General features: G+C 39.8%; 26 protein-coding genes, 2 tRNA genes and 1 pseudogene. 10 read left to right on the top strand and 19 right to left on the bottom strand.

Going from position 1 to position 19,830, the window contains the following annotated elements:
* The 8 genes and pseudogenes from F607_RS35185 to F607_RS0117460 form a co-directional block, all read left to right on the top strand.
* Window positions 1–180: pseudogene (locus F607_RS35185) on the top strand (IS982 family transposase); the annotation flags it as partial.
* 51 nt (window positions 181–231) lie between these two features.
* On the top strand, window positions 232–1,344 hold the full coding sequence (locus F607_RS0117490) for an NAD(P)/FAD-dependent oxidoreductase (protein ID WP_027709136.1): 1,113 nt from the start codon (window positions 232–234) through the stop codon (window positions 1,342–1,344).
* Between the two features lie 218 nt (window positions 1,345–1,562).
* Entirely contained in the window at window positions 1,563–3,746 is a 2,184-nt protein-coding gene (locus F607_RS0117485; RefSeq protein ID WP_027709135.1) for an AsmA family protein, read from the top strand.
* Between the two features lie 121 nt (window positions 3,747–3,867).
* Entirely contained in the window at window positions 3,868–4,977 is a 1,110-nt protein-coding gene (gene mutY / locus F607_RS0117480; protein ID WP_027709134.1) for an A/G-specific adenine glycosylase, read from the top strand.
* A 13-nt stretch (window positions 4,978–4,990) separates the two neighbouring features.
* On the top strand, window positions 4,991–5,263 hold the full coding sequence (locus F607_RS0117475; protein WP_027709133.1) for an oxidative damage protection protein: 273 nt from the start codon (window positions 4,991–4,993) through the stop codon (window positions 5,261–5,263).
* Between the two features lie 108 nt (window positions 5,264–5,371).
* Window positions 5,372–5,447 (top strand) — tRNA-Phe (locus tag F607_RS0117470).
* Window positions 5,448–5,462: 15 nt separating this feature from the next.
* Window positions 5,463–5,548: transfer RNA gene (locus tag F607_RS0117465), tRNA-Leu, on the top strand.
* 103 nt (window positions 5,549–5,651) lie between these two features.
* Entirely contained in the window at window positions 5,652–6,965 is a 1,314-nt protein-coding gene (locus tag F607_RS0117460; RefSeq protein ID WP_027709132.1) for a site-specific integrase, read from the top strand.
* Window positions 6,966–7,002: 37 nt separating this feature from the next.
* On the opposite strand, the gene F607_RS0117455 is transcribed toward F607_RS0117460, so the two are convergent.
* The 12 genes from F607_RS0117455 to F607_RS0117395 form a co-directional block, all read right to left on the bottom strand.
* Window positions 7,003–7,185: a hypothetical protein gene (locus tag F607_RS0117455; RefSeq protein ID WP_027709131.1), complete on the bottom strand. Its 183-nt coding sequence runs from the start codon at window positions 7,183–7,185 to the stop codon at window positions 7,003–7,005.
* A gap of 16 nt (window positions 7,186–7,201) precedes the next feature.
* Window positions 7,202–7,618, bottom strand: coding sequence for a type II toxin-antitoxin system VapC family toxin (locus tag F607_RS0117450; RefSeq protein ID WP_027709130.1), 417 nt, complete (start codon window positions 7,616–7,618; stop codon window positions 7,202–7,204).
* Between the two features lie 9 nt (window positions 7,619–7,627).
* A complete protein-coding gene (locus F607_RS30250) occupies window positions 7,628–7,873 on the bottom strand; it encodes a FitA-like ribbon-helix-helix domain-containing protein (RefSeq protein ID WP_038291730.1) in 246 nt (81 codons plus the stop codon).
* 132 nt (window positions 7,874–8,005) lie between these two features.
* Entirely contained in the window at window positions 8,006–8,182 is a 177-nt protein-coding gene (locus tag F607_RS34190; RefSeq protein WP_157365511.1) for a hypothetical protein, read from the bottom strand.
* A 31-nt stretch (window positions 8,183–8,213) separates the two neighbouring features.
* A complete protein-coding gene (locus F607_RS30245) occupies window positions 8,214–8,492 on the bottom strand; it encodes a helix-turn-helix domain-containing protein (protein ID WP_051311590.1) in 279 nt (92 codons plus the stop codon).
* Window positions 8,493–8,559: 67 nt separating this feature from the next.
* Window positions 8,560–8,796, bottom strand: coding sequence for a type II toxin-antitoxin system VapB family antitoxin (gene vapB, locus F607_RS0117430; protein ID WP_027709129.1), 237 nt, complete (start codon window positions 8,794–8,796; stop codon window positions 8,560–8,562).
* Between the two features lie 33 nt (window positions 8,797–8,829).
* Window positions 8,830–9,819, bottom strand: a complete 990-nt coding sequence (locus tag F607_RS32975) for a tyrosine-type recombinase/integrase (RefSeq protein ID WP_051311589.1) — start codon at window positions 9,817–9,819, stop codon at window positions 8,830–8,832.
* Window positions 9,820–9,937: 118 nt separating this feature from the next.
* Window positions 9,938–10,267, bottom strand: a complete 330-nt coding sequence (locus F607_RS0117420; RefSeq protein WP_027709128.1) for a MarR family winged helix-turn-helix transcriptional regulator — start codon at window positions 10,265–10,267, stop codon at window positions 9,938–9,940.
* Between the two features lie 69 nt (window positions 10,268–10,336).
* A complete protein-coding gene (locus tag F607_RS0117415; protein WP_027709127.1) occupies window positions 10,337–10,606 on the bottom strand; it encodes a hypothetical protein in 270 nt (89 codons plus the stop codon).
* Between the two features lie 145 nt (window positions 10,607–10,751).
* Window positions 10,752–11,111, bottom strand: coding sequence for a hypothetical protein (locus tag F607_RS0117410; protein ID WP_027709126.1), 360 nt, complete (start codon window positions 11,109–11,111; stop codon window positions 10,752–10,754).
* 28 nt (window positions 11,112–11,139) lie between these two features.
* Window positions 11,140–11,670 (bottom strand): antirestriction protein ArdA, encoded by a 531-nt coding sequence (locus tag F607_RS0117405; protein ID WP_027709125.1) that lies wholly within the window; start codon window positions 11,668–11,670, stop codon window positions 11,140–11,142.
* Between the two features lie 694 nt (window positions 11,671–12,364).
* Window positions 12,365–12,697 carry a MarR family winged helix-turn-helix transcriptional regulator gene (locus F607_RS0117395; protein WP_027709123.1) on the bottom strand — a complete coding sequence of 111 codons (333 nt, stop codon included), beginning with the start codon at window positions 12,695–12,697 and terminating at the stop codon, window positions 12,365–12,367.
* Window positions 12,698–14,113: 1,416 nt separating this feature from the next.
* Here F607_RS0117395 and F607_RS0117385 point away from each other — a divergent pair.
* Window positions 14,114–14,902 carry a substrate-binding periplasmic protein gene (locus F607_RS0117385; protein WP_027709122.1) on the top strand — a complete coding sequence of 263 codons (789 nt, stop codon included), beginning with the start codon at window positions 14,114–14,116 and terminating at the stop codon, window positions 14,900–14,902.
* A gap of 108 nt (window positions 14,903–15,010) precedes the next feature.
* Here the strand turns inward: F607_RS0117385 and terL are convergent, their stop codons facing one another.
* The 7 genes from terL to F607_RS35820 all read right to left on the bottom strand — a co-directional run bounded on the left by terL (window position 15,011) and on the right by F607_RS35820 (window position 19,041).
* Entirely contained in the window at window positions 15,011–16,687 is a 1,677-nt protein-coding gene (gene terL / locus F607_RS0117380; RefSeq protein ID WP_027709121.1) for a phage terminase large subunit, read from the bottom strand.
* Window positions 16,688–16,739: 52 nt separating this feature from the next.
* Window positions 16,740–16,967 carry a hypothetical protein gene (locus tag F607_RS0117375; RefSeq protein ID WP_038291725.1) on the bottom strand — a complete coding sequence of 76 codons (228 nt, stop codon included), beginning with the start codon at window positions 16,965–16,967 and terminating at the stop codon, window positions 16,740–16,742.
* Between the two features lie 8 nt (window positions 16,968–16,975).
* The gene (locus F607_RS34185; RefSeq protein WP_157365510.1) at window positions 16,976–17,140 is read right to left on the bottom strand and encodes a hypothetical protein; all 165 of its coding nucleotides are present in this window, start codon (window positions 17,138–17,140) and stop codon (window positions 16,976–16,978) included.
* Window positions 17,141–17,271: 131 nt separating this feature from the next.
* Window positions 17,272–17,508, bottom strand: a complete 237-nt coding sequence (locus F607_RS0117360) for an HNH endonuclease (protein WP_027709119.1) — start codon at window positions 17,506–17,508, stop codon at window positions 17,272–17,274.
* Entirely contained in the window at window positions 17,486–17,716 is a 231-nt protein-coding gene (locus tag F607_RS0117355) for a hypothetical protein (protein WP_027709118.1), read from the bottom strand. Before F607_RS0117355 ends, F607_RS0117360 begins: the two co-directional genes overlap by 23 nt.
* Window positions 17,716–18,180 carry a tail fiber assembly protein gene (locus F607_RS32970; protein ID WP_051311588.1) on the bottom strand — a complete coding sequence of 155 codons (465 nt, stop codon included), beginning with the start codon at window positions 18,178–18,180 and terminating at the stop codon, window positions 17,716–17,718. Before F607_RS32970 ends, F607_RS0117355 begins: the two co-directional genes overlap by 1 nt.
* Window positions 18,181–18,186: 6 nt before the next feature.
* Window positions 18,187–19,041, bottom strand: coding sequence for a hypothetical protein (locus F607_RS35820; RefSeq protein WP_051311587.1), 855 nt, complete (start codon window positions 19,039–19,041; stop codon window positions 18,187–18,189).
* A gap of 567 nt (window positions 19,042–19,608) precedes the next feature.
* Here F607_RS35820 and F607_RS0117335 point away from each other — a divergent pair.
* Window positions 19,609–19,830: transposase (locus tag F607_RS0117335; protein ID WP_027709115.1), on the top strand; the 222-nt coding region annotated here is incomplete at its 3' end.

Genomic DNA, 19,830 nt, shown 5'->3' with positions numbered 1-19,830 from the left:
CGGGTGGAGACAACGATTGGTCAGCTAGTAGAAAGGTTTAATATTCAGCGAACCAAAGGCAGAACACTATGGAGCTTGACTAATCGAATTACCCGCAAGCTATTATCACACAGTTTGTGTGTATTATTTAATAGGAACCAAGGCAATGCTCCTCTTCAGTTAGCTAAATTAATAGGCTAAAAAGTCGAGCATCGCGTTATCTTTATTACAAATTTATGAGCATAATCTGCGATGGAATCAGTTGATATCACGATCATTGGTGCTGGAGTCATTGGACTCGCATTGGCAGCACGCCTTGCCCAACCTAATAAAACTGTTGTTATTCTAGAGCAACATACACATATTGGTGAAGAAATCAGTAGTCGCAACAGCGAGGTGATTCACGCAGGCATTTATTACCCCACACAATCATTAAAAGCGACGCTTTGTGTTGAAGGAAAAGAGCTGCTGTATGACTTCTGTCAACAGTATCAAGTACCTCATCGTCGCTGTGGTAAGTTGATTATTGCAAATACCACTCATGACGAAGAACGCTTGGCTTTACTTCAACAACAAGCCATCAATAATGGTGTAAACGACCTACAGTTCTTATCTTCTCAACAGGTCAAAAAGCTTGAACCTGCAATACAAGCAACCAGTGCTTTGCTTTCTCCTAGTACAGGCATAATTGATAGCCATCAGTTGTTGTTTACATTATCTCGATTAGCAGAAGAACGAGGAGCACTACTTTTACGCAATACACAATTTAAACAGGGAGAAATTTCCAGCAATCGGTTTATTCTGAATGTTCAAACAGGCAAAGAAGCATACCAGTTTTCTAGTCAGGTTTTGATCAACGCAGGTGGTCTCCACGCGCAGACGATAGCCAATACTATTGAAGGATTTCCTAAGTCTGATATTCCATCACTCTATTACTGCAAAGGTAGCTACTTTAAACTCGCCGGCTCCTTTAAACTCAATCACTTGATTTATCCGCTCCCTGAAGCTAACACGACAAGTTTAGGTATTCATGCCACCATAGACTTAGCAGGTCAGGTTCGCTTTGGTCCCGATACGGAGTATATCGACAAAGTTAACTATGATGTCAGTACACACCACCTTACAACCTATTACCAGGCCATTCAGCGCTATTATCCTGGATTAAAAAAAGAGCAATTGGTTCCAGACTATGCAGGCATTCGCCCAAAACTTCAGGCACCCAACTCACCACCAGCTGACTTCATGATACAAACTGCAGCAGAACATCAAATACCTGGCTTAATAAACCTGTTTGGAATAGAAAGTCCCGGTTTAACAGCATCATTAGCTATTGCTAATAAGGTGGCAGATTATATTGGCGTCTAACCATTCACCAAAGTTAAATACACCTAGGTTATCCTGTTTAACGATCTCACACGCATCATAATAAAGCATGAGCACCTTATGTAGAGGCATAATCTACTGAGAATTTAAACCTGACCCACTTGACGTCTTTGTCTAAATGGTGTGCTATGAGTCAAACTCTGTGGTATTGCACACTACCTCTTGCAAAACGTAAACGTTTCGAGTCTAAGGAAACTGATATGAAGTCGGTGATTAAAATTTCGTTAGGTGTTATTTTCACCTTATTACTACTGGTTGTGGTCGCAATTCTCGCATTGAATTTTTTTATCGATGCAGACCAATACAAAAATACAATTCGTACCATCGTCAAAGAAAATACCGGATTGACTCTTGGTATTGAGGGTCCACTTGAACTTTCATTTTTCCCTGCATTGGGTTTTTCAGCGAACAAACTCACTGTAACCACACCTAAAGAAGAAAAACTGGTGTTAGTCGATTATGCTCAAGTTGAAGTTGAGTTATTTCCCTTACTGAGTAACGAGCTAAAAGTCACAGCACTCAATATAGAAGGTGCAGAAGTTAACCTTGTTAAAGATAAAAAGGGCGTACCAAACTGGCAAATAGAAACAACACAATCTCAAAATAAACCTGCCAGTAAAACAACGCCAACAGAAACATCAGATCAGGATAGTAACACAACATCAAATACAGGAAAAAGCACGACAGAACTTAATATCAGCGCCGTTTTACTCAAAAATATTACCTTAAACTATCAAGACCAACAAAAATCACAAACATTTAACCTGAAAAATTTAAATGTGAGTGCCTCTAACATTGCAAATAATCAGTACTTGCCTATTCAAGTAAGTTTTTCAGCCTCTGGTAATCAACCTGCATTTAAGCTTGATGAAAAAGTTCGCACTGACTTTTTATTTGACCTTAAACAACAACGTTTTGAGCTAAAAGAGTTTTCATTAAACAGTCAGGGTCAATTGACAGCTGAGAAACAACCTTTTGCAATAGATCTAGACGTGTCTGCAGAAAAAATTGAGTTAGCTAGTCAAGCACAACAAATAAATATTAAAAACTTGGCACTGTCCGATAAGCAGCTCATGGCTAAAAGCAATGTATCACTGACCAACTTTATTCAGCCTAGTGTCAAAGGTAATATCTCACTTTCAGTGGATAACTTACCCGAGTGGCTTCAGGGTCTTGGGATAAATTATAAACCCACAAAACTAGATGCATTAAACAAATTCTCATTCACGAGTCACATTAATGGTGATGCCGGTAATATTGTACTGGACAAATTAAATTTAACTGCAGGTGATTTTACACTCAACGGTAAAGTGACATTGGCAAATATTACGAAACAGCCACGCTATGAGTTTGATGTCAAAGGAAGTGATTTAGTTGTAGATCACTTTACCCCTGCAAACAGCTCCACTACAAGTTCATCTGCCTCGACAACTCAATCAGAAAAGAATGAATCAGCTAAAACCTCTACTCCAGTTAAGACTGCTGATAATACACCCATTCTACCCATAGATACCTTACGCCAATTAAACCTAAAGGGTAAATTACACTTAAACTCACTAACGCAGCAAAAAACAAAACTTGAAGATGTAAATCTTTCGATTCATGCAAATAAAGGAAATATCCAACTTTCCCCAGTCACAGCAAAAACGTTGGGCGGCACAATCAATAAAACAGTCGCAATTGATGTTACAAAGAAAACACCTATAATTAATGTCACAACTAAAGCAAATAATATTAATGTTCATCAAGCATTGATGAATTATGCTGACTTGAATGCAATAAAAGGTGCCGCTAACTTAACCGGACAGTTTTCTACAAAAGGCAATACTAAAACACAGTTGATCGAGTCTTTAAATGGCAAAGCCAACTTTGCCATTGCTAATGGCGAACTTACTCAGACCAATGTGGATAAAATACTATGTAAAGCCATTGCCAAAGTAAGAAAAGAAAAAGTCAGTAAAAAAGACTGGGGAACAAGTACCCCTTTTCAAGATATGTCTGGTCAAATCCTTATTCGAAATGGTGTAGTAGATAACCAAAAACTCATCGCAAAACTCGAACAGCTCAATATTGATGGCTATGGTACTGTTAACCTATTAACCGAATCTTTGGACTATCGGTTGGGATTAACGATTACTGGTTCCCAAAGTAATGCAGGAGAGGAAGCCTGCCAAATCAATAAACGCTACGCGAACATCCGCTGGCCTGTTCGTTGCCAAGGGGATTTTTCTGACAAAGAGCTATGTGGTATTGACCAGGAAAAAATAGGTGAAATTGCTGCAAGCCAAGTCAAATCTGAACTTGAACGTAAAATTGATAAAAAACTGGAAGATAAACCTGAGCTAAAACCTGTGGGTGATTTACTGAAGCGCTTTTTGGATTAACCATAAAATTAATATTGTTACTTTTCAACAAAGGGTATAGCAGTATGTTATACCCTTTCTTTTTACATGCCTCACAAGATACTATATCCCCTCGTTTCTGTGTAAAAAACAATATATATACATGATTAGAGCCAATTCTTTTAATCAAGCAGTGTTACGCTGGTTTGATCGGCATGGCCGCAAACATTTGCCCTGGCAGCAAAAGAAAACCCCGTATAATGTCTGGGTATCTGAAATTATGCTGCAGCAAACACAAGTAAGTACTGTAATTCCTTATTTTGAACGGTTCATGGCACGTTTTCCAAATGTTGCCAAACTAGCTGCCGCCGAAACAGATGAAGTACTTCATTTATGGACAGGGCTTGGTTATTACGCACGGGCTAGAAATCTTCATAAAGCCGCTAAGATGATCTGTGAAACATACAATGGCCAATTCCCTGCATCCGTTGACGAGCTAAGTACATTACCTGGAGTAGGCCGGTCAACTGCTGGCGCTATTGCTTCCATTGCTATGGGCCAGCGTGCAGCCATATTAGATGGGAATGTAAAACGGGTACTGGCTCGCTTTGAATCTATTGAAGGTTGGCCAGGTAGTACACCGATTCAAAATCAACTTTGGGCAATAGCTGAGCACTACACCCCACATAAACGTGTAGCAGATTATACTCAGGCTATGATGGACCTTGGTGCAATGATATGTACCCGCACCAAACCTAAATGTGATGAGTGCCCAATACAAAAACATTGCCAAGGCTATCAAATGGGTGATCCCACTCGTTTTCCAAGCCCTAAACCAAAGAAAACACAACCCATTAAGTCTGTAGCTATGTTGCTCGCTGTAAATAAGAATGGCGAAGTACTATTAAACAAGCGTCCTGCACAAGGTATATGGGGCGGGCTCTGGAGCTTTCCTGAAATAGCACTTGCCGAGTCTGATAATAATACCGTAACTCGGCAACAGCTTACTAAGTTGGGAAAACAACTTAAGCTTAAACTATCAAAGCCAGTCCATTGGTCTCCAGTCAAACATGTCTTCAGTCACTTCCAGCTTAATATTATCCCTGTGGTCTGCCAGCTGGAAAGCTCACAACCATTGCAAGTTATGGAAGACAACAATAGGCTTTGGTATAACGTATATCAACCACCTTCCATTGGTTTAGCTGCACCTGTTAAAAAGTTAATTAGCAAACTTGCGCACCAACAGGCTACACAGTATGCCATTGAGCTTTAATGGAGTTCTCAACATGACACGTACCATTTTTTGCCAAAAACTGAATATAGAAGCCGAAGGGTTAGCAGTTCCCCCCTACCCTGGAGAAAAAGGCCAGTGGATTTATAACAACATTAGCAAAGAAGCTTGGGAAGCCTGGCAAAAGCATCAAACAATGCTTATTAATGAAAAGCGGCTCAACTTAATGGAACCCGATACCCGAAAGTACCTTACAGAACAAATGGATAAGTTCTTCGCAAATGATGAGGTAGATCAGGCTGATGGTTATGTGCCAACATCAGATTAGCCTATAAATTGAATACTATTTATACAACACTAACCTGTTTACAAACTTTTTTAACAACCAACTCTTGACTCTTTGTGCCGCTAACGGTTTAATAGCGGCCCGAGCGTTGCCCAGATAGCTCAGTCGGTAGAGCAGGGGACTGAAAATCCCCGTGTCGGTGGTTCGATTCCGCCTCTGGGCACCATTCTTATTCTTCCATGCCGAAGTGGTGGAATTGGTAGACACGCTGTCTTCAGGTGGCAGTGCCCTTTGGGCGTGGGAGTTCGAGTCTCCCCTTCGGCACCATATTGCCTATCCTATTGATTTTCCTAGATTTTTCTTCTCAAAGTACTAAAAATTGCCTTTACGCTCCATTTCTACGCTCCATATTAAGGGCTTAGATACTGCAATGGCATACCTCAAATTGCGTACTTTTGGTTATACCTTTCGTCAAACAATTCCACCAGACCTTAGAGTCACTCTTGGTAAAACTGAGTTCAACTTTAGCCTTCAAACGCCTTCTAAATTAGAGGCTCAGCAAATAGCTATGATGCTATCTGGGCAAATACTGAACAGTTTTAAGCAGTTACGAAGCGCTCAAGACAAGGATATATTGAGTACTATTTGTACAGAATTAGAAAGCAAAATACATCAAATACTGCAAAGTCAGAGGGCTAAAGAGCGCTTAAAAACAGCTCCAATTACTCCCAGATGTGGACCCCAAAAAGAAAGGCCCAAGCTTTCAACTTTGTATGAAAAGTATGAAGCTGAAAAGATTGCCTTAAACTGGGGTTCTAAAGCAGCAGATGACTATAAAACAGCCTTTGCTGCCCTTCTTGATATCCTTGGTGATATACCAATTAATCAGTTGGGTCATGAGCAAGCGACTAAGTACGTTGAAAAGATACTTAACTATCCAGCACGTAGGACACTTGGCGTTAACTCAAAGAAAAGCCTAGAGGAGCTTATAGCATCTGGTGTTCCCAACATCACAGCAAGGACAGCTAAGAATCATGTGACGCGTATTAATACCTTCTTTAATTGGTTGAAGATGAAAAGGTACATACCAGAAAATTACTTATCAGGCTTAGCCCCCAAAGGTAAGCAGACGAGTACCAAGAAGGAAGCCTTTAGTAAGAATGAGTTAAGGACTATCTTCAGCACCTCTCCATTTAAAGACGACAGTAGATGTACACCTTGGCGCTATTGGGTCCCTATTCTTGCGCTTTATACTGGCGCTCGACTTGAGGAAATTGCTCAGTTACACGCTAGTGATGTACAAATAGAGAATGATATTTATTTTATCCACATACATGATGATGGGGATAACCAGCTTAAAAATGATAGCTCTAAACGTGTTATCCCATTGCATCATGACTTAATTAAGCTTGGCTTCCTCAACCTTGTTAAAGAGCAAGAAGGAAAGCGCCTGTTTAACCTTAATAAAGTTAGTGGCAAATATGGTAAACGGGTTACTAACTGGTTTACTAAGTTTAAACGTGGACTAGGCTTCTCTTCTAGCAAGGTATTCCACAGCTTCAGACACTCATTCAGGGACGCTGCTGTAGAGGCAGGCATACCCAGTGAGCACGTTAAAGCCTTGCTTGGACACGCACAGAAAGACATCACCCATGGTGTTTATGGGAGTGGCTTTTCTTTATGTCTATTGAATGAGAGTTTGCAGAGAGTGGACTTTAAGGAAGTCAGAGAGGTTTTGCTGTAACTATTACATCGTGCCTATTTTCCAAGGGATTTAGGCACTACTTCATTTTATATCTTTCAGCGGCCTCCCTTAACCTGTTAAGACACCTTGCTTCTGATTCAAGGGCTTCAATTACTAGCTGAGTATCACGCTTACTTAACTTTATAGGGTTGTCTACATCAAAACCAAGCCCTACTTTAGCTACGGCTTCGCGTATTTCTTCTATTGTTTTTTCTGCCATGTTAATTATCCAAAGTTTAACTAAAAGGATTTAAATATTTAACGCCTGTATCCTGTATATGACGAACATTTCGTGTAACAACTGTAAGGCCATATACAATTCCAGTTGCTGCTATTAATTTATCAATTGCATTTGTGTCATCTGTTTTAGCCAGTATAACACCCCAAACAGAACTGACATCCTCATCAATGGGTAAGATGGACCCAGCATACTCCTGCACAATTAAGTCCATCTTTTTCTGCAATAAGTTAGCTTGTTTTACATCATTAGACCTGACTAACTTAGTTATTCCTTTCTGTATTTCTCCAATAGTCAATGATGATAGATAAACTCTGCTTTTATCCTTTTTAACTAGTTCAAAAAAAGCAGCAACACCAGCATTTGGGTTTAATCTCATAAGTTGAGAAATAACATTCGTATCTAATAAGTACACAGCTTTTCCTTAATCATCAAGGTCTCTTGCAGAACTGTCAGAACGTCCAAAAAGTTCATCAACATCATAGCTGTCATCTAAGCAGGCTAATTCCTGCAACACTTGTGATAACTCTTTTTTCTTCAGTTTTTTCAACATTGCATCCTCCAAGATTGCTTTTATTTCAGCTTCTCGCGTTCGGTCATTCTGTGCAGCACTGATGCGTAGTGCTTTATCAAGTTTGTCATCGACGTCTCTTATTAAGATATTTGGCATATTACAAGGCTCCCAGAAGTAGATATCTCATATATCTGTGATATAAATGATATACCGAAGAACCATAGTCTGCAACAAGGCGATAGAGGCCCTTAGGCCAAGCCTTATATAGGGTGTATCTGGGATAAGAGTTTACTTGCTAGAAGGGTATTTACTCGGGAGGTCGTCTTGAGACAGTTCTTCTATTGTACTTTCCAATGACTCTCCGTCACTCAACAGCCTGTCTCCCCTTACATGCTTTAGTATACCTTCTGCAGCACCTAAAGACTTATCTACTTTAGGTACTTCTTCATAATTATCGTCAGTCATTATTGACCTTCCTATTAAATACAAGGCTACATTAAATTAAATCATCTAAATCAACGCTTAACTCACCAGCGATACGCTTATACATATCAGTGGAAGCAATCCATTCTCCTTTTTCTACTTGTGAAAGATAGGCGACAGTTATACCCACTTTTACAGCTAGTTCCTTTTGTGTTAAACCTCGGTGCTCACGCCAAACTTTAATAGGGTTTTCACCGTCAATTAAACGAGTTACAAGAGTTTCAGGTACTAACTCTGTTTCACCTTTTGCTATAGATTTTTTTATTTCGTCGTACTCTTTAATATCATCCATTTTTAACCAACCAATTTTTCCATATGAAGAACTTCTAAGGGTTTTCTTTTAAATATGTATTTCATCATTAAAAGGGTTCCCTCTCTTGTTGTTCTTGTGGTCCACGTTCATTCATAAAATCGTCTGTTACAGTTTCATCGGATAAGAAAAAACTGTCCCAAGTACTATTTACAGGGGTTAATATCCTTTCATTCCCAACCACACGAACTATAACCTTTTTTACTGAGCCAGGGAATTGTGCATCTTCTGGCAACTGTACAGCTTGAGTTTTACTATTGATAAAAACCCTTCCAATTAAAGACATGTTAAGTACCTCCTCATTTAAAATATACACATTTTATACACTTTGTTCCTCTCTCATAGTCTCTAAGTTATCCACAAGCCTGTAGTAGGCTTCCTCCTCGATATGCGCATAGACTGCTGTCTGATTGATTGAGGCATGTCCTAGCCACTGCTGAACCTCCCTTAAGCTTGCCCCAGCAGATAACAAGCGGGTAGCGCAGGTATGCCGTGTACAGTGGAATACAAAGTCTGTGTCGTGCTCTAGGTTCATCTGTTTGCGTAGCTTAGACCACGCTCTGCTTATCCCTCCTTTTGTCCATGAGGACGGCCACAACTGCCCCTGTCTACTGTGTAAGACTTCCTTAGCTCGCTGAGTTAAAGGCACTGAGCGGCTCCTATTACCCTTGGTTTCCCAAAAGATAACCTTATGCTCTAGAATGTCCTGAGGCTTTAAATTGAATATTTCTGAGAGCCTGCCACCTGTTTCAATGGCGAGGATAATAAAGTCAGCGAGGTCCTTATCTGCTAAGGAAAGGAGCTGCTTTTCCTCCTCATATGATAGGTAACGTATACGGCCTTGACGGGTCTTTAAGCGTTCAAAGCGTGGTATTGATTTAATGTAGCCACGTTCAAAAGCATACCTAAGCATCTTTTGTAAAACGGCTAACTTTCTATTAATTGTTGCGGCTGCATTTCCCTCCTTTTTGCATTGAGTAATGAAGGAATCAATTGTGTTTACATCAATGGATGAGGCTGATGTTAATGGACCCAAAAAGCTTATTATTTGCCTGCCTGTTTTATATTGAACTAATTCGCTCTTAGTTCCCTCCCAGAAACGTGCTGTTGTTAATTCTAGTAACTCGGTCAGGGATAACTTTTTGTGCAGCTTATTTTCTCTTTGGTAAGTAACTTGTTCAGCACTTAAAGATAATAATTTTGCCTGTTCTGCTAAGGCTTCACTCTTTGTTGCACACGCTAGGCGTACCCTTTGTTTACCTACATACACGTCTACTTGCCAGCGATTACCACGCCTACGAATAGCCATGAGTCAGCCTCCTTTAATGATAGGTGCTTTTAGATGAAGAAGATAAAAAAGGAGAAATTAAGAAAAAAAGAGATAGGAAAAGCAAAAGAGTAGCGAGAACAGCTACCCTTAGAAATAATTATAAATGTTTAATTGCGTCTTTAACTACTTTACGGCCTTTTTCATTTAAATACGCAATACGTCGTCTATAGTCCATTGGGTCCGCTCGCATTTCAATAAAGTCAAACCCGGGTTTTCCATCACCTTCCCAGTTGGTAAGACTGCGAACTATGCGCGAACCTGTTGTACGCGTTAAGCCTACTCTATGCTGTATCTCAGATACACTTAACCCTTCGTCCTTAGCAATTGTTAGCAAGGTAGCTAGCTGTGATAAGGTCATATCTGGGTCAATTGAGCGCATAGCTTGAACAGCATTTAAAAATTTAAGTAACTTTAAGCCGCCAGCCATTTAATTCTCTCGCCTATTGGTTATGCACTTCCTACTTTGTACCATATATGAGACTAAATAAACAAGGGATTATGTGCTTAATGCATCCATAACCACTTCATCTATAGTGTTATTATTATCATATAAACCTAACCAACTCCCATAATAGGAACTAAATAATACAAAGGAATCATGCTTTCTCTTTCCTAGTTTCTCCCCAAGTGAGGGCGTTATTGCCCACCACTGGACTATATTTGTGTACTTGTCCTTTCCCGCTAAGAGATAATCACATACTAATTCTGTTTGCTCTAGTAAGACCCCTTCTGCATACTGCTTACCCTTTACTACAACAGAACTCATTTACAATACTCCACCAATGAGCCATACCTACATAAAACAAAGGACCACACCTGTTTGGTCTACGTTACTGGTGTCTAATATACGGCAGTATGAACTTGAGTTTTAGGTGAAATATTTCACAAAGTAAGTGTATACCTTAGCGCCCTTACTGGACGCTCTGTAGTTCCTCATGGTCCACGCTGTAACCTTGGGAGACCCAAAGCTCAAGGATTAACTCTGCGTTCGTGTGCTGCTTCTTAAGCGCTTCTAGCGTGTCCTTGTATTGGAAGTAAGACTCACACACATTGCTCATGCCAAGGTAACGCTCAGGTATACCCTGCGAGTCGTGGAGTGCTGTTTGTTCACGCTTAACGTTATCTCCCATGATAGTACTTAAACTCTTTAACCAGATGGAGACAGCGTTAAGGTATTCTTCATGTGTCGTATATGTATCCAAGAAAAAATGTTGATAAATTAAATTGCCACAATATGCATCATAAAGTGAGTATAGTGTTACTCTAGGCATTACTTCCCCCTAATCCATAACAAGGAAATTAAATTCTATTAAAGTAATAACCGTTACTTTCCCAGCAGTCGTTTATTAAGACATCCTTCGCCAATCGTTCTAGGTCAATGTAAAACTGCAAGTGTTGAGGTAGTGAGGATAAGTCCATTATTTCCCACAAATATTCCTCAGCAAATGACCTTATTGAATAAAAGTGACCTATGTATGCGTCTTTAATTTCATCAAGGTTTAGCTCATATCCATAAGCTATCCAAGCATTTAAAATGTTTTCAGCATCATCATGATAGTTAGATAATTCGTCTATGGTATCTCTATAAGTGAAGTATTCCCCATTGATACCATAGGTATTTATATACTGGTCTGGGACGTCCTCACAGTCTGCTAGAATCCACTCTTCGCGGGTTACCCCATCGTTCCTATTCTCTGTTAATTCTTCTAGCCAGTCGTGAAGTGCTGCGTCTAATTCTTCTAAGGTGGAAAAGTTATCTAAATTTAATGTATTAGCAAATATATTACCACAATTATAATCATAAAGTGAATAAAAAGTAATAGCGGTCATTTTAATGTCTCCCTATTAAAATAAATATTAATTTCATGTATGCTTTTTATAGGGCACTAGGTTTAATGCCCTACGTAAAACACACCATGTATTAAGAAATGAAATGTCAGGAGGTAAGATATTACTCTTACAAAGTCCGTCTATTTCCCACCTACTTTTTAAAGAGCTACTAGCTGTTAAGCGCTAAGCGTTGCCTAGCAGGAAGCTTACAGCCGCCCACCGAGTGAGGATGTGGGTGCACTTGGGTTTTGGAGCTTAGATTAATGTATCGAACATGACGACCTTGTAGTTAAAATGAAGAGAACCTTCTAGGTAACATCATTTAAAAAATTAATACTTGGGGTTAAGTTTAATCTCTTACTCTTTGCCCCTAAGAGATATAGGAAGTGTTAATTTAATTAAGGTCGTCTCTGTCGATGTTTTACAAGCTACCAAATATTTATTATTAGGTCAACTTAAAACAGGAATAAAAACACAGATAGGAAAACAATTAAAAACACGCAAAGAACTCTTTCATTCCAAACAAAATAAAATACTATGTGTTTTTGAAACTCAAGCAGTTAGTGGCCTACAGCTATACATGTGACTAAACACTGTGACTAACATGAAATTAAATAAACTAGATACAGTAGGCCATGGGGGAATATCTGCAGGGGGATATTATTAAAAAGACAAACAGATTTTTTCTAAAAAATTATTTAAGGCCAATCTCTAACTTAATATGAGATAATACCTTTTTACCTTCTCCAGTCAAATATAATTCATTAGCATTTGCATTTTGAGCACTTTTAACTTTTTTTATGAAACCACGACCTTTAGTCCTTGGCGTACCTTCAGCAAGTCTTTGCAGAGGTGTTGCTATTGTGGATAAAGTACTGTCAGTTTCTAACCAGCCTTTGTTTAGTATTTCGTTTAAAGTTAATCCTTCATTAGCCTCAACAGCAAGGAGTATCTCAAGCTGAAATACAGTTAAACTATAACCATGCAAAGCTTTTCTTAGCTTGATAATATCTTTAAGACCAATCATTACCTTTCTGTCTCCAAAACAGCAAGGCCCGAAGTCTACTCCAAGTTAACCTTTACGTCTAATAGGACCTACAAGCGCCTGTGAAGCTTCTGTGGCGACAAAAAGACAAAACCTGATGAATCACACCGCCTAGACAAAAAGTTCCTTATACAGCTTCTGATGAGCTTATACGTCACTAGTCGTTTATGGACCCCAAACTAAGATGCTCTGAGGGAGCCTGAGGGGCTTTTTAGAGGTGATTTGAGCTATAGGGATGATAACTACACCTACTGATGCATAAATTTGCTTATACAGCTTCTGAAGAGGTTACAACAACATGACGATGACATGACAGAGGATATGAACTTAGTACTCTCCTACATCCCAATAAAAAACCACTCAACAAGTACTATTAAGAAGACCCAGAACAGTGCATGTGCCCATAGAGCACGGCTGAACATTAGCTCCTTGAGGGCACCAGATAATATTTGCCAAAAACTCATATACTCATCCTTGAGCTTAACTAAATCTACACTTTTAGGTTAGCTACTACTTTAGGAGTAGGCTATATAAAACAGAACACTTTAATGTGGGAAATCTACTTAGGTCTAACAAAGTGGTACCAAAGAGTCATCTTATAGCTGACCAATAGATAAGCTTCACTACTCGCTCAGCTACAGTCTCATATCTGCTACCTACAAGTTCACTCTAACTTGTTGTGTCTTCTGCTTCTTATGTTTTATATCCCTACAGCAGCATATGACAAGGTAAGCATGAGGTGGCTTATGGATACAGTTTAAGTACACCATGTCCATGTGAGCTTAAAGGAGGCCATAAGTTAGCCCTCAGGTAGGCAGAGAGGGAAGAAGGAGTCTATCCACTGGGTAACTAAGAGCTTACCTAAAGTTAACTTAAAGTAATAACCTATATACACACCCGGGGGGCCTTTGGTCTCCCCTAAACGGGGGGGTAACTCTAGGCCACGTCACCACTGGGCTGCATGTATATTAGAAAAAACAAAGCCGCGCCTAATTTTTGTACAGGCTGGGTGATACCAAAGTTACCTTAAAGCTTTGTGCATCATGGGCTAGAGAGGAAAAAGGAGACCAAGCACGAAAATAGTTCACAGAATGTTCCCCTTGCTCATTTTACTTTCCTGCAACACTTTAAATTAGAACTCTATTTGAGTATTTCTTACAATTCTGATAAATGAAAATAGTTTTAGAGAGTTGGATACCTCTAGCAAGCTTTTCAGAAGCATATGGCATTTCACAACTCATATGCACCGTACCCCCTCAGTAGTTACGCATAGCTAGCCAAGAAGAACTATACTCATCTGTGGAAGGAGCGCGGAGAGAGTTAAGTCTGGTGGAAAAGTGTTTTTTTTAAAAATCCCAAAAGTACATTTTAGAGTTCGCACGTGAATCAAAATATCTTATGAAAATATTAACCATAATAATTGTGCACTCGTTTATCCTCTGGGGGGTATTTTCACAAATTTTAGTAGCCCAACCACTGACTATGGGCTTTTTGAATACAGATGCAAAACCCTTTAAATGGAAGGTAGAGGGGGAATTTGTAGGCCCCTTCCTGGATATAATGCGGGAGTTAGAACTTCGTAGCGGAGTTTCAATGCAATTTGAACCACTTCCTATGAAACGACTTCTTCTCTATTTGGAAAATGGAAAAATAGACGGTGCATTTGGACTACATAAAACACCTGAACGTGAGAAAATATTAATTTTTTTTAACACACCTATCAAATGGATTACTGCTCACCTATTTGTCAAAAAAGGACATAGTTTTCAAATTAAATCACTTTCAGACTTATCTGGAAAAAGAGTAAATTTAATTCGAGGAACTTGGTATGGAGAGGACTTTGGCAGGCTTATAAAGCAAGGTAAAATCGAAATAAAACATGCTCAGGACTATGACCAGCTGCTCCAAATGCTTATATCAGAAAGAGTTGATTTCTCTGTTGCTACAACAAGTGTAATCCAGGCATATTTATCAAAAAAGAACAACATATATAAAGAAAATATTGTCATGCTACCACTTGTTCTTTACAAGCCTCGTCCACTTTATATTGTTTTTTCCAAAGCATCCAAACTTCCTCACAAGTATCAGGTCATTAATAAAATTAATCATGCACTAAAGGAAATGGAGACCAAAAATATTTTTGACAAAATTACTCATCCATATGGATATACTCGCTTTCATCAATGAATAGATATGTGTCCGTAGAAACGAATACTTAAATTTTAAAGTACATTTTAGTTTCTGCACGCTAGCTGAGGGAGTACATTTATGTTATTAAACTTATTATTAAAGTAATTAAGCACACCATGATAATATGTTATTCCCAACCCCAAGACAACCCTCAATAAATTTAGCTTCCTCAATAGCCCACAGTTCATCCCTATGCTTCTCAGCCTCTACTTTGGCATCTAAGGCCATTTGTTCCACCCAGTACGCTACAGCACCATAAACAGCTTCAAGTCTGTCATCATGCTTCAAGGCCCCTCTGTCGTGTGTTATTCGTGACATCTGGTAAAATAGGGAATAACTGTAGTCTCCTTCACACTCCCTATAATCCTTCTCAATAAGTCCCTTATCCACAATTAAACGGTGCTGCATAAGAACAGGTTCCAGTGTGTCTATAATGCGTAACTCTTTCTGTCCATGAGCACGTTTACCTTCTACCTGACAAGGATGCACCTTTCGTAAATACGGCTTCAGCAGCTCTATAAACATGCCATCGCCGAAGTTATCCTCAACTATTATGTGATTAACTTTATGCAACTGTGCGAGGCCTGAGAGCTTCTGTAATGTACTTGGAGAATAACCTTCACGGAAACCCCCAGCATCAACTAAGAAGAGGTAACCATGGAGAAACTTTACGATGGCATAACCTGTTTCATCAGCTCCTCTGCCACTTGGGTCAATAAACATGACAGAGCCTGTATATTCTGCCATTTCTTTATCAGTCCACATGGGAGCATAAAAGCGGTCACCAGATAGACCTAAGGTAGGCACTTCAAGCACCTTATCTGCCGCATTACACCAAGCCAAATTAACAGGAGCACGTTTTAAATCCAAGCTCATCACCATTAAATCACTGAGCTTTAAAGGATACTTATCTGCATCACTAAGAGAGGTGTCTAGCATGAACTGTAAGGCAAAACCTGCTTTACCATAGGACATTCTACGTTCAGCTAAATCTGAATCACTGAAGCGTCTAGGTTCCGTTGAGCAACCAATAAGGTTTGCATCTTTAAGAACTTTATCTTGGATTAAGGGGGCGAGGTTTCCTTTCCATTTATCAAAGGCACTTGGTTCAGGATATAAAGCAGTCCATACACGAACTTTATAACCCCTTTCTTCAACCAGGGTATTATAAATGGACATCTCAGTTTGAGGCGTACCTAAAAAGGTTATCTCAGAACTCTTTAAAGGTTTTAATATTGCATCAAACTCTTTAACCAGCTCAGCTAATTTATCCCTAGCAGTTTGTGTCGCACTGTTATTTAAAACCTCAATATCATCAGCAACAATAATGTCTGCACGAGACCCTGTCAGTTGTCCTGTAATACCTACAGATTTAACTGAGGGACTATGGTCTGGAGTAGCAGGACCCACATCAAAGGCAATCTTGCTATCTCTTTGGTCTCTCCCAGGCTTTAAATGGTTTAGGAAAGGTATTTCATCAATGAGCCTCTTGGTAAACGTTGAGAAACTATCTGACCTTTCTTTTGAGGCTGACACAACAAGCACTTTAACTTGTGGATTTTTGTATAAACGCCATAAAACGTAGGCTGAAGTTATCCAGCTCTTAGCTACCCCACGGAACCCCATTATTATTTTTCGTTTGGGTCCTGTTTGGAGATAAAGGGCAATATCTTTTTGTAGTTGTGTTGGTTGTGGTAAGTTTAAGTACTTCCAAATAACGGTTAGGAAAAAAGTAAAATCAGTTTTTAATCGGTGTTCTAATTCTTTTTCGCTTCGGGTCATAAGGTAAAATAGGCAGGAACAAAAAAAGGAGCCGTTAAGCTCCTATCTTTGTTTAGTGTGAAGGGTATGCGTCATCTTCCTCGGTGAAACTAAAGCTATTCAGCAAGTCACCATAGGGAGAATTAGCACGAGGAATATCACTGATGTGATTATCTTTGAGGAATTGGCGTATAACGTTCAGTTCAGCAGCCGTTAAATTGCCTTTATTTATTTTATCAAGAAGGTGCTCTGAGAGCTTTGTATGAAGGGTAGATAAAATGTCATTTGTGTCTTGTGACAAAGATACTCCTATTCAATAAGTGAACCATTAGGACGGAACTCGACAACAATTTCGTTACCCACGGCTGATAGGTAAGATAAATCAAGGTAACCGTTTGAGTGCTCAGTGATAACATAATTTATCCCTGCACACGCTAACGTTTCTTCCATTTCCATCAGTTCAGTCTTATCCATGAAGAGTCTCCTTCTCCACGACAGCAACTATAGCATCATCTACCTTGTTATCTGTTCTCTTTGCCAACTCTGAGAGTAAGACAATGACTACTTTTTTGACCAGTTTTGTAGTAATAAAGCGTAGAAATAAACTACTCATTTCGTCTCCAACCTCTGTTTTCTTTTTTTGTTTTAATTCGCAAATTACTGCGGGTATTATTTAGGGGGTTTCTATCTTTGTGGTCCACATCCTTACCGTCACCCTTTTTGGCAAGACCTTTTTTAATCATTAAGCGTCTTGCAGCATTACGCATTGCACGTCTTTTTTTCTGCTCAGGTCGGCTGTGGTACTCACGGTATTCTTTTTTATAGTCCCTCTTTCGTTCCAAGAAGGGTTGCCTCCAAGATACTTATACGCTTGTCTGTTTTATGCATAAGCCTATTTAAATCATCAACAACTTTATTCAGTGTTTCGAGGTGCTTGTAGTTTGCTTCAAGCTGACTTAAGCGCTGTTCTACAGTGACAACATAGCCACCAAAGACCAAGCATAAAGTAAGCAAGATGGAAGGCAGGGAGGTTTTAAACCAATCTAACACTATATTTGAAATTCTCCAGATTCAGGTTGTTCAGGCCACATAACAGATTGTGGCTTATTGTATTCCTGTGGAATATCTCGCAGCCTCTGACGATACTGTTTCCATTCCACACGCTCATCTTTATTTAAAGTATTATCGTCAATTTGGGTCCAGTCAGAGCCACGTAAAAGAGTGTTCCTGTGGCCTCTTATAGTGTCCCAGGTACAAGGTTCTTCACAGCCTTGCACATCTGTAGCGGTATATTCCTTGTTGAGCATGGAAGGAAGCACAGGGGCTTTAGGTATACGTCTATTGAAGTAGTCTGGGTCAGGGAGATAACTTGATAAAGCTTCTAAAAGCTCTTGTTCTGTTGGACCATCTTTTGGTGTGAGTGAATCAAGGCCAACATTTAAAATAAATCCATTTTCTAATTTAATATCTAAGGTGCCCGTTTCGTCATCGTACTTAATTATTTTAAATTTCATTTCTTATTAAATTCGTCTCCCCATGATATGAGTTGTACTTGTATTTCCAGTTAAGGTAATAGCGCTTACGTTGTGAATAGCGATACCTGCAGCACCACCTGCACCTCCACCATAAGCTCCTGCTGAAGGTGCTCCCTTTGATGAGCCTGTACCACCCTGTGCTCCTGATGCTCCAAAGTTACCCCCAGCTCCACCCGCTCCACCTCTAGCCCACATAAAGCCACGCTCATTTTGATAACCTCCTGCTTCACCTGCAGTAGCTGGGAGGCTGACACCCTTGCTACCTGCTCCAGAGCCACCGCGGCCACCACTCACTTTTACTCCATAATTTGAGTTACCACCTAAGCCACCCCAAGCACCTCCGCCACCACCACCTCCTCCGCCTCCGGCATATACACGACCACCAGAAGCATTGTGGAATTCAAGGTAACGACAGCCATGAGAAGGGTTTACATAAATTGCTGTACCTCCAGCAGCACCAGCATGACCTGCAGCATTCCAAGGACCACCTGGACCACCAGCTCCTTCTTTTCCAAGGATGAGGCCATTATTAATTATACGGACACGGCGACCTGCAAATGTATCTGTAATTAAAAAGGCTGCTGCTGCAGTTGTGGTCCCTTGATAAGTGCCATTTAAAGTTATTTCAATATTACCCGCTCCTCCAACTAAGGGGGCTAGGTGAGCAAATAAATCAAAGTGGGTTCCACCACTTAATGTCACTCTTTTAAGTGATACAAGGTTCCAATTGCCGTTTACATTTACGTAAACATCAGCTTCACGCCATTTCCCATTTACATTGACATAAGCAGTATCAAGGGAACGCCATGCTCCATTAACATTAAAAAAAGATTCTGACATTAGCTGTATTTAAACCAGATAAAACCATGGCCTCCACCTTGAGGTGCACTTGAACTTATCTTTATATTACCTTTGTGATAAACCTCACTCCCATTTACATATGCGACACTATGTACATATAAATCATCAAACACTTTAACAGCGCGTTTTTTACCATCCTTTGATGAATTTCCAGCAATCATGAGAGCTTTATATGAGCTATTATCATTATAAATACATGCTCCACCTGCGCCTTCGCCATCAGTCCCCCAGTTACGGTAATCGTGAAAAACCCAAGAACCTTTAACCCCTGGCTTATATTTATCTACATAATTTCTAGCGCGGTCAGCTTCACCTTTAGCTCTGTTAGCTTCTTCTTTAGCACGCGTGACTTCATTTTGCGCTTTTACAACTTCTTGACCTGCTTGGTCTTTATACGCAGATGAAGTATTACTGTGTGCTAGAGATTTCTCAGAGTAATGTACAGCCTGATTTCTATAAGCATAAGCTTGGTCACCCCTTATGTCAGGATAGTTGTCGCCTCACCTGAAGTAAAAATCTAAAGAAAGGGGCGCAGGTGAATGATGAGTGAAGCGCGTATCAAAAGAAAGAAAAGAAGCTATTCTAGCGAAGATGATGCCACCCCATAATATGAGTGTTCCAGCACTTGCAGAAGAAACCGGTATTTCAGCAAAAACCCTGTATAATTGGCGTCAGGTTGCGAAAAGAAAAGGCTGTGTTATGCCCGGAAACAAGAAGAATGCTGAGCAGTGGTCCTCAGCCGATCGGTTTAATATTGTGGTTGAAACG

The sequence above is a fragment of the Zooshikella ganghwensis DSM 15267 genome, assembly GCF_000428585.1.
GTDB classification, from domain to species: domain Bacteria; phylum Pseudomonadota; class Gammaproteobacteria; order Pseudomonadales; family Zooshikellaceae; genus Zooshikella; species Zooshikella ganghwensis.
Note: the sequence above shows the minus strand (reverse complement) of the source record. Positions and strands in the feature narration are given on the sequence as shown.

Excerpts from the sequence above, each read along its gene's own strand:
- F607_RS0117490 (WP_027709136.1), top strand. The coding sequence starts at position 232 with ATGGAATCAGTTGATATCACGATCATTGGTGCTGGAGTCATTGGACTC.
- F607_RS0117485 (WP_027709135.1), top strand. The coding sequence starts at position 1,563 with ATGAAGTCGGTGATTAAAATTTCGTTAGGTGTTATTTTCACCTTATTA.
- mutY (WP_027709134.1), top strand. The coding sequence starts at position 3,868 with ATGATTAGAGCCAATTCTTTTAATCAAGCAGTGTTACGCTGGTTTGAT.
- F607_RS0117475 (WP_027709133.1), top strand. The coding sequence starts at position 4,991 with ATGACACGTACCATTTTTTGCCAAAAACTGAATATAGAAGCCGAAGGG.
- F607_RS0117460 (WP_027709132.1), top strand. The coding sequence starts at position 5,652 with ATGGCATACCTCAAATTGCGTACTTTTGGTTATACCTTTCGTCAAACA.
- F607_RS0117455 (WP_027709131.1), bottom strand. The coding sequence starts at position 7,185 with ATGGCAGAAAAAACAATAGAAGAAATACGCGAAGCCGTAGCTAAAGTA.
- F607_RS30250 (WP_038291730.1), bottom strand. The coding sequence starts at position 7,873 with ATGCCAAATATCTTAATAAGAGACGTCGATGACAAACTTGATAAAGCA.
- F607_RS34190 (WP_157365511.1), bottom strand. The coding sequence starts at position 8,182 with ATGACTGACGATAATTATGAAGAAGTACCTAAAGTAGATAAGTCTTTA.
- F607_RS30245 (WP_051311590.1), bottom strand. The coding sequence starts at position 8,492 with ATGGATGATATTAAAGAGTACGACGAAATAAAAAAATCTATAGCAAAA.
- vapB (WP_027709129.1), bottom strand. The coding sequence starts at position 8,796 with ATGTCTTTAATTGGAAGGGTTTTTATCAATAGTAAAACTCAAGCTGTA.
- F607_RS32975 (WP_051311589.1), bottom strand. The coding sequence starts at position 9,819 with ATGGCTATTCGTAGGCGTGGTAATCGCTGGCAAGTAGACGTGTATGTA.
- F607_RS0117420 (WP_027709128.1), bottom strand. The coding sequence starts at position 10,267 with ATGGCTGGCGGCTTAAAGTTACTTAAATTTTTAAATGCTGTTCAAGCT.
- F607_RS0117415 (WP_027709127.1), bottom strand. The coding sequence starts at position 10,606 with ATGAGTTCTGTTGTAGTAAAGGGTAAGCAGTATGCAGAAGGGGTCTTA.
- F607_RS0117410 (WP_027709126.1), bottom strand. The coding sequence starts at position 11,111 with ATGCCTAGAGTAACACTATACTCACTTTATGATGCATATTGTGGCAAT.
- F607_RS0117405 (WP_027709125.1), bottom strand. The coding sequence starts at position 11,670 with ATGACCGCTATTACTTTTTATTCACTTTATGATTATAATTGTGGTAAT.
- F607_RS0117395 (WP_027709123.1), bottom strand. The coding sequence starts at position 12,697 with ATGATTGGTCTTAAAGATATTATCAAGCTAAGAAAAGCTTTGCATGGT.
- F607_RS0117385 (WP_027709122.1), top strand. The coding sequence starts at position 14,114 with ATGAAAATATTAACCATAATAATTGTGCACTCGTTTATCCTCTGGGGG.
- terL (WP_027709121.1), bottom strand. The coding sequence starts at position 16,687 with ATGACCCGAAGCGAAAAAGAATTAGAACACCGATTAAAAACTGATTTT.
- F607_RS34185 (WP_157365510.1), bottom strand. The coding sequence starts at position 17,140 with ATGGATAAGACTGAACTGATGGAAATGGAAGAAACGTTAGCGTGTGCA.
- F607_RS32970 (WP_051311588.1), bottom strand. The coding sequence starts at position 18,180 with ATGAAATTTAAAATAATTAAGTACGATGACGAAACGGGCACCTTAGAT.
- F607_RS35820 (WP_051311587.1), bottom strand. The coding sequence starts at position 19,041 with ATGTCAGAATCTTTTTTTAATGTTAATGGAGCATGGCGTTCCCTTGAT.